Source organism: Bradyrhizobium sp. HKCCYLS20291 (assembly GCF_051167715.1).
In the GTDB taxonomy this organism is placed as follows: Bacteria; Pseudomonadota; Alphaproteobacteria; order Rhizobiales; family Xanthobacteraceae; genus Bradyrhizobium.
Genome location: NZ_JBNPTO010000004.1, coordinates 454,642 through 470,123, shown reverse-complemented (window position 1 = coordinate 470,123; position 15,482 = coordinate 454,642). Strand labels below are relative to the sequence as shown.

15 protein-coding genes are annotated in these 15,482 nt (G+C 66.3%); 5 read left to right on the top strand and 10 right to left on the bottom strand.

The window, feature by feature from the left end; all coding sequences use genetic code 11:
• Positions 1–460: 460 nt before the first annotated feature.
• The 4 genes from ACQR07_RS12885 to ACQR07_RS12870 form a co-directional block, all read right to left on the bottom strand.
• A complete protein-coding gene (locus ACQR07_RS12885; protein ID WP_434902646.1) occupies positions 461–1,633 on the bottom strand; it encodes an SMP-30/gluconolactonase/LRE family protein in 1,173 nt (390 codons plus the stop codon).
• 126 nt (positions 1,634–1,759) lie between these two features.
• Positions 1,760–2,674 (bottom strand): SDR family oxidoreductase, encoded by a 915-nt coding sequence (locus tag ACQR07_RS12880; RefSeq protein WP_434902645.1) that lies wholly within the window; start codon positions 2,672–2,674, stop codon positions 1,760–1,762.
• A gap of 279 nt (positions 2,675–2,953) precedes the next feature.
• The gene (locus ACQR07_RS12875; RefSeq protein ID WP_434902644.1) at positions 2,954–4,093 is read right to left on the bottom strand and encodes a thiolase C-terminal domain-containing protein; all 1,140 of its coding nucleotides are present in this window, start codon (positions 4,091–4,093) and stop codon (positions 2,954–2,956) included.
• 4 nt (positions 4,094–4,097) lie between these two features.
• Positions 4,098–4,511, bottom strand: a complete 414-nt coding sequence (locus ACQR07_RS12870) for a Zn-ribbon domain-containing OB-fold protein (RefSeq protein ID WP_434902643.1) — start codon at positions 4,509–4,511, stop codon at positions 4,098–4,100.
• Between the two features lie 192 nt (positions 4,512–4,703).
• Here ACQR07_RS12870 and ACQR07_RS12865 point away from each other — a divergent pair, with 192 nt between their 5' ends.
• Positions 4,704–5,027, top strand: coding sequence for an AtuA-related protein (locus ACQR07_RS12865; protein WP_434902642.1), 324 nt, complete (start codon positions 4,704–4,706; stop codon positions 5,025–5,027).
• Positions 5,028–5,036: 9 nt separating this feature from the next.
• Positions 5,037–6,389, top strand: a complete 1,353-nt coding sequence (locus tag ACQR07_RS12860) for an amidase (protein ID WP_434902641.1) — start codon at positions 5,037–5,039, stop codon at positions 6,387–6,389.
• Positions 6,390–6,403: 14 nt separating this feature from the next.
• Here the strand turns inward: ACQR07_RS12860 and ACQR07_RS12855 are convergent, their stop codons facing one another.
• Complete coding sequence (locus tag ACQR07_RS12855; protein ID WP_434902640.1) at positions 6,404–7,210, bottom strand: transglycosylase domain-containing protein; 807 nt, start codon at positions 7,208–7,210, stop codon at positions 6,404–6,406.
• A gap of 187 nt (positions 7,211–7,397) precedes the next feature.
• On the opposite strand from ACQR07_RS12855, the gene ACQR07_RS12850 reads away from it, so the two are divergent.
• The 3 genes from ACQR07_RS12850 (at position 7,398) to ACQR07_RS12840 (ending at position 10,116) form a co-directional block, all read left to right on the top strand.
• Positions 7,398–8,141: a 2OG-Fe(II) oxygenase gene (locus ACQR07_RS12850; RefSeq protein WP_434902639.1), complete on the top strand. Its 744-nt coding sequence runs from the start codon at positions 7,398–7,400 to the stop codon at positions 8,139–8,141.
• A gap of 5 nt (positions 8,142–8,146) precedes the next feature.
• Positions 8,147–8,800, top strand: a complete 654-nt coding sequence (alkB, locus tag ACQR07_RS12845; protein ID WP_434902638.1) for a DNA oxidative demethylase AlkB — start codon at positions 8,147–8,149, stop codon at positions 8,798–8,800.
• Between the two features lie 74 nt (positions 8,801–8,874).
• Entirely contained in the window at positions 8,875–10,116 is a 1,242-nt protein-coding gene (locus ACQR07_RS12840) for an MFS transporter (RefSeq protein ID WP_434902637.1), read from the top strand.
• 24 nt (positions 10,117–10,140) lie between these two features.
• Here ACQR07_RS12840 and ACQR07_RS12835 read toward each other — a convergent pair whose 3' ends face one another.
• From ACQR07_RS12835 to hpaH, 5 genes are read right to left on the bottom strand one after another with little or no spacing between them, the layout of a single operon-like run.
• Positions 10,141–11,766 (bottom strand): thiamine pyrophosphate-dependent enzyme, encoded by a 1,626-nt coding sequence (locus ACQR07_RS12835; RefSeq protein ID WP_434902636.1) that lies wholly within the window; start codon positions 11,764–11,766, stop codon positions 10,141–10,143.
• An 18-nt stretch (positions 11,767–11,784) separates the two neighbouring features.
• A complete protein-coding gene (locus tag ACQR07_RS12830) occupies positions 11,785–12,654 on the bottom strand; it encodes a fumarylacetoacetate hydrolase family protein (protein WP_434902635.1) in 870 nt (289 codons plus the stop codon).
• A 12-nt stretch (positions 12,655–12,666) separates the two neighbouring features.
• A complete protein-coding gene (gene hpaE / locus ACQR07_RS12825; RefSeq protein WP_434902634.1) occupies positions 12,667–14,205 on the bottom strand; it encodes a 5-carboxymethyl-2-hydroxymuconate semialdehyde dehydrogenase in 1,539 nt (512 codons plus the stop codon).
• Positions 14,206–14,220: 15 nt separating this feature from the next.
• Positions 14,221–14,613, bottom strand: coding sequence for a 5-carboxymethyl-2-hydroxymuconate Delta-isomerase (locus ACQR07_RS12820; RefSeq protein ID WP_434902633.1), 393 nt, complete (start codon positions 14,611–14,613; stop codon positions 14,221–14,223).
• 21 nt (positions 14,614–14,634) lie between these two features.
• Positions 14,635–15,441, bottom strand: a complete 807-nt coding sequence (gene hpaH / locus ACQR07_RS12815; protein WP_434902632.1) for a 2-oxo-hept-4-ene-1,7-dioate hydratase — start codon at positions 15,439–15,441, stop codon at positions 14,635–14,637.
• Positions 15,442–15,482 lie beyond the last annotated feature (41 nt).

The window sequence follows — 15,482 nt, the reverse complement described above, 5'->3', positions numbered from 1 at the left end:
CGCCCGGGCGATGCACTGGGCATCACCACGGACTTGACACCTGCGTCGGGGCGCCAGGACCACGCGATTTCACGTCCGCAATGGAGCCGTTCGTCGGCGCATCCCTTCGGACACGCTGCGGCCCATCGCGGCATCGCATCCCCGCCTCGCGTGTCGTGACGATCGCGCGCTACGCCCCTTGCTTGAGGCGGGATGGCGAGAGGAAATCATAATTTCCGAAAAATCGCAAGACATTTCTTTTGATCAGAATTGACTGCGTGGCCGCGGCGGCTGCGCGGCGAGCTGCGCTGAGAGACGAGGGCCAGGGAGCAGCAAGTAGTGTTCTAATCGCTGCTCCCTGACCCGGTTGTCATCGTCCGCGAAGGCGGACGATCCAGTACGCCGTGACACCTCGGTTCAATATTTTCTGCTGGGCAGTACTGGATGCTCCGCCTTCGCGGAGCATGACAGCAGTGGGCGCCTACGGCTTCAGCGCGCCCTGGGCACTGGTGTAGACCGCATACAGCGAGGTCGAGCCGCAGATGTAGAGCCGGTTGCGCTGCTGGCCGCCGAAGCACAGATTGGCGACCGTCTCCGGAATGTGGATCTTGCCCAGCATCGTTCCATCAGCGGCATAGCAGCGCACGCCATCCTCGTTCGGATCACCCCAGCCGACCGAGCACCACACCCGCCCGTCGCGATCGCACCGCACACCGTCGGAGATGCTCGGCTTGGGGATTTCGGCGAAGACCTTGCTGTTCGACAGCTTGCCTGCGGCATGGTCGACATCGAAGACGCGAATATGTGAGGGATTGTCAGGCCCATCGGTGAAGCCGGTATCGACGACGTAGAGCTTCTTCTCGTCGGGTGAGAAGGCCAGCCCGTTGGGTTCGACGAAGTCGTCGACCACGACTTTCACCTCTCCCGATTTCGGATCGACCCGGTAGACACTGTGCTTGTCCTGCTCGGGCTCCGCCTTGAGGCCCTCATAGAAGCCGCCGATGCCGTAGGCCGGATCGGTGAACCAGATCGCGCCGTCAGCTGCGACCACCGCGTCGTTGGGCGAATTCAGGCGCTTGCCGTTGTAGCGGTCGGCGATGATGGTGATCGAGCCGTCGAGCTCGGTGCGCGTGACGCGCCGGCCGCTGTGCTCGCAGGTGATCAGCCGTCCCTCGCGATCGATGGTGTTGCCGTTCGAATTCATCGACGGCTGGCGATAGACGCTGAGGTGCCCGTCGTCTTCGGAATACCGCATGATGCGATTGTTCGGGATGTCGCTGAACAGCACGTAGCGTCCCGCAGGAAAATAGACCGGACCTTCGGCCCAGCGCATTCCCGTCGCGACACGCTCGACGGCCATCGTGCCTGCGAAGGCAGGAAACTCTGCGGGCCCGAATGACAGCTTGGGTTTCTTCGCGGACTCCAAATGAGAGTCCGGATAGCGGCTGCCCGGCAAGGGACCGAGCGGCAGCGGATCCGTCGAGATCGTCGGCGCACCCGTCTGGCCCGGGGGCGTGACCGTTGCAGCCGAGGCGGACGTGGCGGTCGCTGCGGCGGCAGCAAAGGCCGCGGCTCCTTTCAGCAGCCTGCGCCGGTCGAAGCCGTTGGCTCCGGCCGGCTGGTCCTGCGCGATGTCGTGTCGTGAATTCGTCATTGGAGTCCTCCCGTTTTTTTGTTGGGAGGCAACCATACGACAAAATCGTGGCTTTCAGCGGGTCGTCCGAATAAAAAACAACCTAAGATAGTTTGCGCTGCACGCGGCTTTTTGCGCGCCGCAATCTCAGATCGGATCCCAGCCGAACACGTCGGCGGAGCGATCGAGCTTGTAGAACGACGGCTTCAGCGCCGGCATGCCGTGCTCGGCGATGGTCTGCGGCGTCCAGCCTTCGCCGCGGTGCACCGAGCGCAGCGGACGCGACTGGCCCATCAGGAAGATCTCGTTCATGCGCACCGCAAAGATCTGTCCGGTGACGTCCTTCGAGGCATCGCCCAGCAGATAGGCGACGACCGGCGCAATCTTCTCCGGTCCCATCCGCTTCATGCGCTCGACGCGCTCCTTCTCGGCTTCGGTCTCGGCCGGGATGGTGCCGATCATGCGGCTCCAGGCAAACGGCGAGACGCAGTTGGAGCGGACATTGAAGCGGCCCATGTCGAGCGCGATCGACTTGGAGAGGCCGACGATGCCGAGCTTGGCGGCCGCGTAGTTGGCCTGGCCATAATTGCCGATCAGGCCCGAAGTCGAGGTGAAGTGGACGAAGGAGCCGCTCTCCTGCTCGCGGAACAGCCGCGCGGCGGAGTGCGACACATAGAACGAGCCCATCAGATGCACCTTGATGACGGCCTCGAACGCCTCGATGCTCATCTTGTGGAAGATCATGTCGCGCAGGATGCCGGCATTGTTGACGACGCCGTCGAGCCTGCCGAAGTGGTCAGTGGCGGCCTTCACGATCCTGCTGGCGGGGATCGCCTCGGACACGCTCTCGAAATTGGCGACCGCCGTGCCGCCGGCCTTCCTGATCTCCTCGACCACTTCCTCTGCAGGCGCCGCGCTGGTGCCCGAGCCGTCGGAGGCCACGCCGGGATCGTTGACGACGACCTTGGCGCCTTCGGCGGCGCACAGCAACGCGATCTCGCGGCCAATGCCGCGGCCGGCGCCGGTGACGATGACGACTTTGTCCTGGAGCGATTTGGTCATGATGGGTTCCTTGGCTTGATAGAGAATCTGGTTCGTCCGTTGGCCGCCAGCAACTGCATAGGAGGACCTGAGTGTCTCGCGACGCTGTATCTACGTCGTCATGCCCGGGCTTGTCCCGGGCATCCACGTCCGTCCCAGCATGCCGAACGACGTGGATGGCCGGGACAAGCCCGGCCATGACGGCGTGGAGAAGGCTCGACTCAAATCTGCATCGTCACATGCGATCGCCATGCTGTAGGGACGGAGCGAGTGAGAGCGCCCCCGGAATGACGAGCGTCGTTACCTCTCGTTGGTGAAGATGATCGTGCCCGACGCGGCGAACATGCCGCCGACGCCGTGGCACACGGAAATCTTTGCGCCCGGCACCTGCGCCGGCGCGATGCCGCGCATCTGGCGGACGCTTTCCTGCAGCGCGTACATGCCGTACATGCCCGAATGCATGTAGGAGAGGCCGCCGCCATTGGTGTTGAGCGGCAGCTTGCCGCCCGGCCGCGTGTGTCCGGCGGCGATGAACGGCCCGGTCTCCTCATGCGGCATGAAGCCGAGATCGCCGAGGCCGAACAGCGGCAGATGTGCGAACGCGTCGTAAATCATGAGATGATCGACGTCGGCGTGCGTGATGCCGGCCTCCTTGAAGGCGAGGGGGCCCGCGACCTTGAAGGCGCGCGACGAAGTGAACGTTTCCATCTGGCTGACCATCGGCGTCTCCACGCTCTCGCCGGTGCCGAGAATGTACACCGGCCTCCGCGGGAAATCCTTGGCGCGGTCGGCGGAGGTGAGAATCAGCGCGCCGCCGCCGTCGGTGACGAGGCAGCATTGCAAGAGGCGGAACGGATAGGCGATCATGCGCGAGTTCAGCACGTCCTCGACCGTGATCGGATCCTTCATCATGGCGCGCGGATTTTTCGCCGCCCATTCGCGCTGCACGACGGCGACCATCGCGAGCTGCTCGTGGGTGATGCCGTAGGTCTTCATGTAGCGCAGCACGGGGATCGGAAACATGCTGGGCGGACCGTACACGCCGAACGGCGCCTCGAACTGGCCCTGCAGGCTATCGGCCGGAATCGAGCGCGGCTGCTTCCCGATCATCGATTTGCCGCTCTCGGCATGGGTGATCAGCACCGTCTTGCACAGCCCGGCCTCGATAGCCGCGGCGGCGTGGCGGACGTGTAGCATGAACGAGCAGCCGCCGACCGAGGTGCCGTCGACCCAGGTCGGGGTGATGCCGAGGTAGTGACACATCTGCTGCGGCGTCTCGACCGCGGTGGCGAAGCCGTCGATGTCGGAAAGCTTCAGACCCGCATCGGCGATCGCATTGAGCGCCGCGTCCGCATGCAACTGGATCTGCGACATCGTCGGGATGACACCGAGCTCGGTCGTTTCGGCCGCACCGACCACGGCCACTTGGTTTCGACGCATGGCGTTATCCTTTTGCCGGCCGGAACAAAGGCAGCGTGATTTGCGCGTCGAGCGGCTCGAAGGTGACTTCGAGCGGCATGTCGAGCTCCAGCGCCTCGGGTGTCTGCGGGCAGTCCGTGATGTTGCTCATCATCCGCGGCCCTTCCTCCAGCGCGACGACGGCAATCGCGTAGGGCGGCGTGAAGCCGGGCGCGGCCGGGCGATGGTTGATCACGTAGCTGTAGAGCGTGCCTTTGCCTGAGGCCTTGAACACGCTGACCTCCCGGCTGGCGCAGGACGGGCAGAACGGGCGCGGCGGGAAGTAGACATGGGCGCAGGCGTCGCAGCGCTGCAGCCGGAGCTCGCCGGCTTTGGTGCCGTCCCAGAAATGCTGCGTCTCCGGTGTCGGCTTGGGGCGTGCGCGCATCGGCTCGGCCATCCCGGTGATCCTCCCGTCAGGCGGGCTCCGTCGCCCGCTGCTTTGCTGGTTTGATGCGCCATTTGGTGGAGGGGCGTCAACGGTCCGTCACGCCGCGCATGCGGCCCTCCAGCAGGCGCAGAGGTACTGTCGATCGCAATTGCCGCCCGATGAAAATTGGTCTTTGATGCTGTCAATATGATCGGAGCCGAGATGAAGCTGCGTGATATCGCCCATTCCAGGACCGGCGACAAAGGGGACACCTCGAACATCTCGGTCATCGCCTATGACCCGAAGCACTACCCGCTGCTGCTGGAGCAGGTCACCGCGGAACGCGTCAAGGCGCACTTCGCCGGCATTGTCCACGGCGACGTCGTCCGCTATGAGCTGCCCAACATCGCGGCGCTGAACTTCGTGATGAGCCGGGCGCTCGGCGGCGGCGTCACGCGCTCGCTGGCGCTGGATGCCCACGGCAAGTCGCTGAGTTCCGCGCTGCTCGATCTCGATATTTCGGCTGAGGCCGCCGACCACGCCTGACAGGATGCCATGACCGTTTCAAATCCGACCCTGGCCGCGCTGGCCGATGATCTCGCCGCCGGCCGCACCACCTCCCGCAAGCTGGTCGAGGACTGTCTCGCCCGCATCGCCGATCCCGCCGGCGAAGGCCAGCGCGCCTTCATCCATGTCGACAAGGAGGCCGCGCTGGCGGCTGCCGACGGCATGGACGCGCTGCGCAAGGCCAACGCGGCGCCGTCTCCATTCGCCGGCATTCCCGTGTCGATCAAGGATCTGTTCGACATCAAGGGCCAGGTCACGCGCGCCGGCTCGCGCGCGCTGGAGGATTCGGCGCCGGCGGATGCGGACGCGCCTGTTGTGGCACGGCTGCGCCGGGCGGGGTTCGTCGTCATCGGCCGCACCAACATGACCGAGTTCGCCTATTCCGGCATCGGCATCAATCCGCATTACGGCACGCCGAAGAGCGCCTGGAAGCGTGACGTCGGCCACGTGCCCGGCGGCTCGTCGTCGGGCGCCGCGGTCTCCGTCGCCGACCGCATGGCCTATGGCGCGCTCGGCACCGACACCGGCGGCTCCTGCCGCATCCCGGCGGCGTTCAACGGCATCACGGGCTACAAGCCGACGCAGGCGCGCGTGCCGCTCGACGGCGGCGTGCCGCTGTCGTCGACGCTCGACAGTTTTGGCCCGCTCGCCAACACGGTGGCGTGCTGTGCCTTGCTCGATTCCGTCTTGGCCGACGAGCCGATCCGGCCACTGGCAGCGCGGCCGGTGAAGGGCCTGCGGCTCGCGGTGCCCACGACGATCGTGCTCGACGAGCTCGATGCCGAGGTGGCCGCGACGTTCGAGCGCGCGCTGGAGACCTTGACGAAGCAGGGCGCTCTGATCGAGCGCATTGCCTTCCCCGAGTTTCTCGACGTCGGCGTCATCGGCGCGAAAGGCGGTTTTGCCGCCGCCGAGAGCTACGCCTGGCACCGCTTCCTGCTGACGGCCAAGGGCGACGTCTACGATCCGCGCGTCTCCGTCCGCATCCTGCGCGGCGAGGCGATCACGGTGCCTGACTACATCGAGATGCTCAACGCTCGCCGCTCCCTGGTCAAGCGCGCCGCCGCGCGGATCGCGCCCTACGACGCGCTTGTCATGCCGACCACAGCGAACACGCCGCCTGTCATTGCCGACCTCGCCGATGACGCCGCCTTCGCGCGCGAGAACATCCGCGCGCTGCGCAACTGCACCTTCATCAACATGATCGACGGCTGCGCGATCTCGCTGCCGGCGCATCGCCATGGCGAAGTCCCGGTCGGCCTGATGCTGGCGCAGTCCGGCGGCAACGACCGCAAGCTGCTGGAGATCGCGGCGGGCATCGAGGGTGTGGTGCGGGGCTGAGCGGCCGCGAGCGATCAGGGTTTGCGCGGCGGGGCAGCGATCAAGGACAGTGGTGCGGCTTTGGCGGTGGCCGTCTGGGCCTCGTCGATGAGACCGGCCGCCAGCATCCTGTCGAGCATGCGATCGCGCCACTCGCTGTCGCGCTGAGAGGTCATCGGCGTTCGGAAACGCGCGAGGAGCAGAGCGATCTCGTCGATGTCGAGGCTCGCAAGCGATTTGCCGAAATAGGCGGTGGCCGCGTCGGCAGCACCATAGGCGCCGCGGCCGAGATAGGCATTGTTGAGATAGGCCTCGAGGATGCGATCGCGCGTGAATGTGCGCTCGATACGGCCCATGAAGACCTGTGTGCCGAACTGCCATTCCAGGTTCGGTCCCTTGCAGCAGTCCGGAACCAGCGTCCAGAGACAATCGCGGCTGACCGCGTGGATGATGCTCGAATTGCCAGGCTGGCGACCGGCGACGACATCGGATGCGAACCGGGCCAGCGGGCCGATCGACCGTCGTTCGTAGAAATCGCGATCTTGGGACGCCACGACGGCCTTCCGGACCAGAGGCGGGATCTCCGAAAGCGGAACGTAGGAACTTTCCCGGTTCGCTGCACACAGCGGGCCCGTGGTCGGGAGAGCCGCAAGCTGGCTCTCAGTGGGAAGTCCGAGGCCGTATTCGAAGTACCAGATCACATAGCCTTCGGCGTAGAGCAGCAGCATGACCGCGAGCGAGAGCACGGCCAGGATCGACTTGCCGAACAGGATGAAGACGCGTCTGGTGCGGGGAGATTGCATCGTCAGAACATTGGTTCCGCCCGGAGCGTTTCGGTTCATGGGGCGCTCCGGCGCGATGCCGCCAAAGCGTCCGGGAAACGGGTGGCCGCCGCGCCCCTTTCACACCATCGTCATTCCGGGATGCGCGCCCTTGCGCGCAGGCCCGGAATCCATAACCACCATGGTGAGTATGGATTCCGGGCTCGTCGCTTCGCGCCGCCCCGGAATGACAGCTGGGATGAATTGCATGGCCAGACTCAAGCACGCAGTGTCCGAAATTGACTTCTCCGCCGGAACGGGGATCGACGCGATCGACTGGGCGACTGTTGAACGTGACCTCGACTCCAGCGGCTGCGCCGTGTTGCCGCAGCTGGTGTCGCCCGATACGTGCCGCGCGCTGGCGTCGCTCTATCCGGATGACAGCCACTTCCGCAGCCGCGTGGTCATGGCGCGGCACGGGTTTGGGCGCGGCGAGTACAAGTACTTCAGTTATCCCTTACCGGAGTCGATCGCGACGCTGCGGCCGCTGCTGTATGCGCGTCTCGTCCCGATCGCCAATCGCTGGAATGCTGTCATGGGCATCGACGTGCAATATCCTGCCGATCACGCCGCCTTCCTCGCCCGCTGCCACGACGCCGGCCAGGTCAGGCCGACGCCGCTGCTGCTGCAATATGTCGAGGGCGACTACAATTGCCTGCATCAGGATCTCTATGGCGAGCACGTGTTTCCGCTGCAGGTCGCGATCCTCCTGTCCGAGCCGGGGCGCGATTTCGAAGGCGGCGAGTTCGTTCTGACCGAGCAGCGGCCGCGGATGCAGTCGCGCGCCGAGGTGGTGCCGCTACGGCAGGGCGATGCCGTGGTGTTCGCGGTCCACCATCGCCCGGTGCAGGGCACCCGCGGCACCTACCGCGTCACCATGCGCCATGGCGTCAGCCGGCTACGCTCCGGGCGGCGGCATACGCTCGGTGTGATCTTTCACGATGCGAAGTGAGGCGCATGACGGCTGATCTGTTCGATAGTCTCGAGACGACCGGACCTTCGCGTGAGCCGCTCGCGCCCGGCGCCGTGCTGCTGCGCGGCTTCGCGCGGTCACACGAGACGGAGCTGTTGGCTGCGATCGAGACCATCACCGCGCAGGCGCCGTTCCGCCGCATGATCACGCCGGGCGGCCATCAGATGTCGGTGGCGATGACCAATTGCGGCGCCTTCGGTTGGGTGACGGACCGCAGCGGCTATCGCTATGATGCGGTCGATCCCGAGAGCGGAAAGACGTGGCCGGCGATGCCGAGCCTGTTCCGTCAACTCGCCGAGCAGGCAGCAGGCGCGGCCGGTTTTGCCGGCTTCGCGCCTGACGCCTGCCTGATCAACCGCTACGAGCCCGGCGCAAAGATGTCGCTGCATCAGGACCGCGACGAGCGCGACTTGGACGAGCCGATCGTCTCGGTCTCGCTCGGCCTGCCCGCGACCTTCCTGTTCGGCGGCCTGAAGCGCAGCGACAAGACGCAACGCCATCGGCTCGTCCATGGCGACGTGGTCGTCTGGGGCGGCCCGGCGCGGCTCGCCTTTCATGGCGTCGCGCCGTTGGCCGACGGCGAGCATGCGCGGCTCGGTCGCCGGCGCATCAACCTCACGTTCCGCCGCGCGCGCTAGTCCTGGCCGCTGTGTGACCTTCCGCATTTTGCAATGGCGATCCCGCGCTCTATGCTGGGCCCGGGAGAGGGGTCATGACGACTGTCGAACTCACTGAGGAGCGCGCGCCCGCGGCCACGCGGCTCGGACTTCATCTTGCGTTGCTGCAGCTGGTGTTCAGCCTGCTGTGGACGACCTACGTGATCTATCTGCCGAAGCTCGCTGCTCAGGCCGGCATCGCGCCATCGGCGGTGATCCTGATCCTGATGCTGGATCAGGCGATCTTCACGCTGTCCGATACGGCGATGGGACTGGCCGCCGACCGCATCGGGCGCGTGGCGGCGCGATTCGGCGTATTCATCGCACTCGTGACGGCGGTATCCTGTTGCGCGTTCGTGGCGCTGCCATTCGTCGCGGCCTCGGCGGGACCGGCCGTGTTCGTCGGGCTGATCGTGGTGTGGGCGCTGACGTCATCGGTGCTGCGCGCGCCGCCTTTGACGCTGCTGGGACGCCATGCGTCGCGGCCGACCGTTCCGTTCCTGATGGCGCTGGTGATGCTCGGCTACGGCGTCGCCGGCGCGGTGTCGCCGTATCTCGGCGTGGTCCTGCGCGACTACGATCCGCGTCTGCCGTTCATCATCTCCTCGGCCGCGCTGCTGCTGACCGCGCTGGGACTCTCGCGCGCCGCGCAAGGCGGCGCTGCGCCGGCCGCACCGGTGGCGGCGAAGCCGGAGCCCAAGCCGGAGCTAAAGCCGATGTCCTTGCGCGGCTGGCCGCTGCTGTTCATCGGTGCGATGGTGATCCTCGCGCTCGGCTATCAGCTGCATTTCAGCATCAACAGCTCGGCGTTCTACCTCCGTTTCGCCAAGCAGGAAGATCTGCAATGGCTGATGCCGGTGTTCTGGATCGGCTTCAATCTCGTGCTGTTTCCGGCGAGCGTGGTGGTCAAGCATCGCGGCGGCCTGATCGTCATGGGCGTCGCGGGATTGCTCGGTGCGCTCGCAATCGTGATGGCCGAGCTGGCGGGCGCGCTTACGGTGCTGATCGTGGCGCAGTTCATCGCCGGTGCAGCCTGGGGCTGCATGATGATGAGCGCGATGTCGGCGGCGGTGGCGATCGGCACGACCGGCGCCGAGGGCAAGGTGACCGGGCTGGTGTTCTCGGCGCTGGCGCTGGCCACCTTCGCGCGCATCGCCGCCGTCGCCGGCGGCCTGCAGAAGCTGCCGGACTACGCGCCGCTGGTGCAGTGGGCGCCGGTCGCCTGCTGGCTCGTGGCCGGCGCAGGTCTCCTGGTGATGGCTGCGGCGGCGCTGCAGGGACGGCAGAAGTCTGCCTGACGTCCCTCTGTCGACGCCATCGGCTTACGGCTTGGCCGGATGGATGAAGGCCCAGGGCGACACCTCGCTGTCGCGCGGCACCTCGATGTCGATCAGATACGGCCCGCCATGGGCAAGCGCCTTCTCCAGCGCCACCTTGAACTGATCCGGCGCAGTGACGCGGCTCGCTGCCACGCCGAAGGACTCGGCCAGCTTGACGAAATCCGGATTGACGAGATCCGAGGCGACGACGCGGCCGTCGAAGCGCTCGCGCTGGTCGCGCCGGACGTTGCCATAGGCGTTGTTGTTGAACACCAGGGTGACGACGCCGATGTTGTACTGCACGGCAGTCGCCAGCTCCTGCACGGCGAACATGAAGCCGCCATCGCCGGTGATCGCGACCACCGGTCTGTCCGGATGCGCGACCTTGGCGCCGAGCGCGGTCGGGAAGCCGGCGCCGAGCGTGCCCTGATAGCCTGACGTGATGAAGGTGCGCGGCTCGTAGACGGGGAAGCCGTACCAGGAGGCGAAGCCGACCTGCGACAGCTCATCGGTGACGATGGCCTCCGGCGGCAGCACCTCGCGCAGCACGTTCAGATAGGCCATCTGCGGCTGCACCGCCTGGATCTCCTGCAAGGTGGCTGCGGTGGCTTCGCGGATCGCGGCCCGGCGTCCGGAGGTCTTGCGATAGCCCGCCTTGCTGACGGCCGCCGCCAAGGCCGCGGTGCCGGCTTTGGCATCGGCGACGATCCCGGCATCGACGATCAGGCGCCGCATCTCGACCGGGTCGATGTCGATGCGGATCGACTTCAGTCCATCGGGCTTGAACGGCCAGCGGAACGTGGCCGGCAGCTCCATGCGGGTGCCGATGCCGATCATCAGGTCCGTCGTCGGCCAGAGCTTGTAGGCCGCCGCCATGGTCAGCCCGAGCTCATGCGCATTGGAGACGATGCCGCGTCCGGAGCGGAAGGCGATGACCGGCGCGTCGAGCGTCTCGGCCAGCTCGAGGATTTCCTCGCGCGCCTCGATCGCGCCTGAGCCGACGAAGATCATCGGCGTCTTGGCGCCCGCGATCAGCGCAGCGGCCTTGGCGACACGGTCGGGATCGGGCTGCGGCGGCGTGAACTGCGCCAGCGGCGCCGCGGCCGCTGTGGCCGCCTTCTGCGTGAACACATCCCACGGCATTTCCAGCGCGGCAGGTCCGCGCCGCCCCGACAGCATCTCCTGGAAGGCGCGGGACACGAGCGTCGGCGCGCTGTCGGGATATTCGATGCGCTCGGCCCATTTGACGAAGCTGCGCAAGGTGGCGAGCTGATCCGGCATTTCGTGCAGATGACCGCGGCCGCGGCCGAGATAGTCGGTCGGCACCTGACCCGTGAGGCACAGCACCGGCTCGTTGCAGCCGAAGGCGGTCAGCAGCGCAGCACCCGCATTGAGCACGCCGGGGCCGGGCACGACACTGAACACGCCGGGCTTGCCGCTGGCGCGGGCATAGCCGAACGCCATGTAGCCGCAGGCCTGCTCGTGACGGGCGCCGACGACTTTCAATTGCGCCTGGTGGAAGGCGTCGAACAGGCCGTAGACCTGCGCGCCGGGCAGGCCGAACACGGTATCGACGCCGTGGGCGACGAGCCCGCTGACGATCGCTTCGCCGCCGGTCATGGTGGTCATGCTGCTATTCCGTCTCTATTAAGCTTCGTCGACGACGCCGTTGCGCAGGGTGCCGACGCCTTCGGCCTCGATCTCGATGACATCGCCGGGCTTGAGATAGCGCGGCGGATCGAACCGTGCACCGGCGCCGGTCGGCGTGCCCGTCACGATCACGTCACCGGGGACCAGCGTCGCGAACGTCGAGATGTAGTTGATGAGATAGCGGAAGCCGAAGATCAGCCGCGACGTCCGGTCGTCCTGGCGCAGCTCGCCATTGACGCGCGTGGTCAGGCGGATGTCGGCGATCTGGCTCTCGTCGGTGTAGGGCACGATCCACGGCCCGAGGCTGCCGGTGGAATCGAAGTTCTTGCCCTGCGTGACGTTGAACTTGGCGTGCCGCACCCAGTCGCGGATCGTGCCTTCGTTGCACAAGGTCAGCGCCGCGACGTGGTCCAGCGCGGTGGCTTCCGGAATGTGCCGGCCGGCCTTGCCGATGATCAGCACCAGCTCGCCTTCATAGTCCAGCTGCGGCGAGGCGCGCGGGCGTACCAGCGGCGTCTCGTGGCCGACGAACGAGCGCGGCGTGCGCATGAACATCGACGGATATTTCGGCGCGTCCTGGCCGTCCTTGTACTCGGCGTTGCGGTCGGGATAGTTGACGCCGATGCAGATGATCTTCTCAGGCGAAGGGATCGGCGGCTGCCAGGTGATCGTGTCGAGGCCGTGATCAGCCGACAGCGCCGTGCCGGCATCGATCAGCCGCGGCAAGGCGCCGGCTGCGATGACCTCGCGCAGGGTCGGATACTCCTTGGCGAAGCGCGCCGAGAGATCGACGAGACCCTTGTCGGTCGCGAGCCCGTAGCGGACTGTTCCATCGGCGGCATAGGTAGCGAGGCGAGGGGAGGTCATGGGCTGTTTCTCCTAGGCGCCGAGCCGCTGGATCTTGTGGGTGCCGCGCGCCAGCGAGACGTGCTTGGTCTCCATGTAGAAGTCGAACGAATAGTCGCCGCCGTCGCGGCCGATGCCCGACGCCTTCATGCCGCCGAACGGTGTCGGCAGGTGGCGCACGTTCTCCGAGTTCAGCCAGATCATGCCGGCCTCCAGCGCGTCAGCGACGCGCAGCGCGCGGCCCATGTCGCCGGTCCAGACATAGCCGGTCAGGCCATACTGCACGTCGTTGGCGATCGCGACCGCCTCGGCCTCGTCGCGGAACGGGATCACGGTGAGGAACGGACCAAATACTTCCTCTTGCGCCACGCGCATGCTCTGGCTCGCGCCGGTCACCAGCGTCGGCTCGACATAATGGCCGCCGCCCGGGCCGGCGAACGGCTTGCCGCCGACGGCGATGATCGCGCCGTCCTCGCGCGCGATGTCGGCATAGGAGCAGACCTTGGCGAGATGCCGCTCGTGGATCAGCGGCCCGATCTCGGTCGCCGGATCGAGCGGATGGCCGACCTTCAGCGCGCGCACGCGCGCGGCGAGCTTGGCGGTGAACGTCTCGACGATGCTCTGCTGTACCAGCAGTCGGCTGGAGGAGGTGCAGCGCTCGCCGTTGAGCGAGTAGATCATGAACACGACCGCATCCAGCGCGCGGTCGAGATCGGCGTCGTCGAACACGATTACCGGGTTCTTGCCGCCGAGCTCGAAATGCACGCGTTTCAACGTCGGCGCGCCCTGGGCCATGATCGCCGATCCCGTCGAGCTCTCGCCGACGAAGCCGATCGCCTTGATGGCGGGATGCTCGGTCAGCGCCTTGCCGGCGTCTTCGCCGAAGCCATGGACCGTGTTGAGCACGCCGTCGGGAATGCCGGCATCCTTGGCGAGCTTGGCCAGCCATAGCGCCGTGATCGGCGACCATTCCGCGGGCTTGTGCACGACCGTGCAGCCGGCCGCGAGCGCGGGCGCGATCTTCCAGGTCGACAGCATGAAGGGCGTGTTCCAGGGCGTGATCACGCCGACGGGGCCGATCGGCACCCGCGTGGAGATGTTCCAATGCTCTTCGCTCGGCGTGCTCTGGCCGTCGCGGGCCTCGGTGCATTTGTCGGCGAAGAAGCGGAAATTCTCGGCGGCGCGGATCGCAGCCTTCGCCATGAAGCGATAGGCCTGGCCGGTATCGATGCATTCGAGCACCGCAATGTCGTCGGCATGATCCTCGATCGCGTCGGCGACGCGGTGCAACAGCTTGCGCCGCATCGCCGGCGCCATGTCGCGCCATGACTTGAAGGCGAGCGCCGCTGAGGTCGCGGCGCGATCGATGTCCTCGGCATTGCCGCGCGCAACGTTGGCGAGCACGGCGCCGTCGACCGGCGACCGCGTCTCGAACGTCGCGCCCGAGATCGCCGGCACCACCTTGCCGTCGATGAAATGGCCGACGCCCTCGTCCTTCAGCCTGGCGAGCAGGGGAGCGGCACGGTCGAGATTGGCCTTGTAGACGTCGGTCTTGGGAGTGGCCTTATCCATGGGATGCCTCCGCTTTCAGGGCGTTTTGGCTTTCAGGGCGTCGTGGATGTTGTTGCGTTTCCAGCTGGTCGCGGCGTCGTTGATCTGCATGTCGAACGACAGCGCGAATTTGCTGCCGGCGAACACCGGCTCGAGATAGGCTGAGAGCGCCTTGAACACGTGTTCGCCGGCCTTCTGGCGTGCCGGCAGATCGCGGCCTTCGCCGAGCCGCAGCAGCATCGCGACAAAGCCGTAGTCGGTCTTGCCATCGGCGATCGCATAGTGCTCGCAGCGGATGGCGCGCACGCGGATGCCGCCGATCGGGAAGATTCCGGTCTCGCCGGCAGCCTTGCGCACGACCTCGCAGAGCGCGGCCATGTCGACGCGGATGTCGAGATTGGCGGAATATTCGATGCTGAAATGCGGCATGTCGCGCGCTCCGGTCTGTCGTCAGGCGAAGTAGCAGCTCACCGTCCCGTAGGGACCGTAGTCGGCCTGAATGGTGTCGCCCGAACGGGCCTCGATCGGCCGGATGAACGAGCCTGCGAGAACCACCTGGCCCGGCTCCAGGGCGAGCCCCTGCGCCGCGATCTTGTTGGCGAGCCAGGCGACAGCCACGGCCGGGTTGTTCAACACGCCGGCCGCAAGTCCCGTCTCCTCCAACTGGCCGTTCTTATAACAGAGAGCGCCGATCCAGCGCAGGTCGGCGTCGAGTGGCCGCAGCGGCCGGCCGCCGAGAACGATGCCGGCGTTTGCCGCATTGTCGGCAATCGTGTCGAAGATCTTGCGGGTGGCCTTGGTCTCGGGATCGACGCGCTCGATCCGCGTATCCAGGATCTCCAGCGCCGGCACAACGAAGTCGGTCGCGTTGAGCACGTCGAACAATGTGCAATCCGGTCCGGAGAGCCGGTGCTTCATCACGAAGGCGAGCTCAGCCTCGATCCGCGTCGCGATAAAGCGGCCGGGCGGGACGATGCCGCCATCGTTGAAGAACATGTCGTCGAGCAGCGCGCCCGAATCCGGCTCGTCGATGTTGAGCGCGCTCTGCATCGCCTTCGATGTCAGCCCGATCTTGTGGCCCTTGATGCTCCGCCCCGCGCCGACCTTGATGTCGATCCATGCCTTCTGGATCGCATAGGCGTCGGCTATCGTGATCTCCGGATAGTCCTGGGAGAGCTGCCGAATCTGACGGCGGGTCTTCTCGGCCTGATCCAGGCGCAGGGCGCAGCTGTGAATCTGCTCGGTCGACAGGGGCATGGGCAAACCCTCGGGAAAAACCAGATGGCGGCCGATGATTA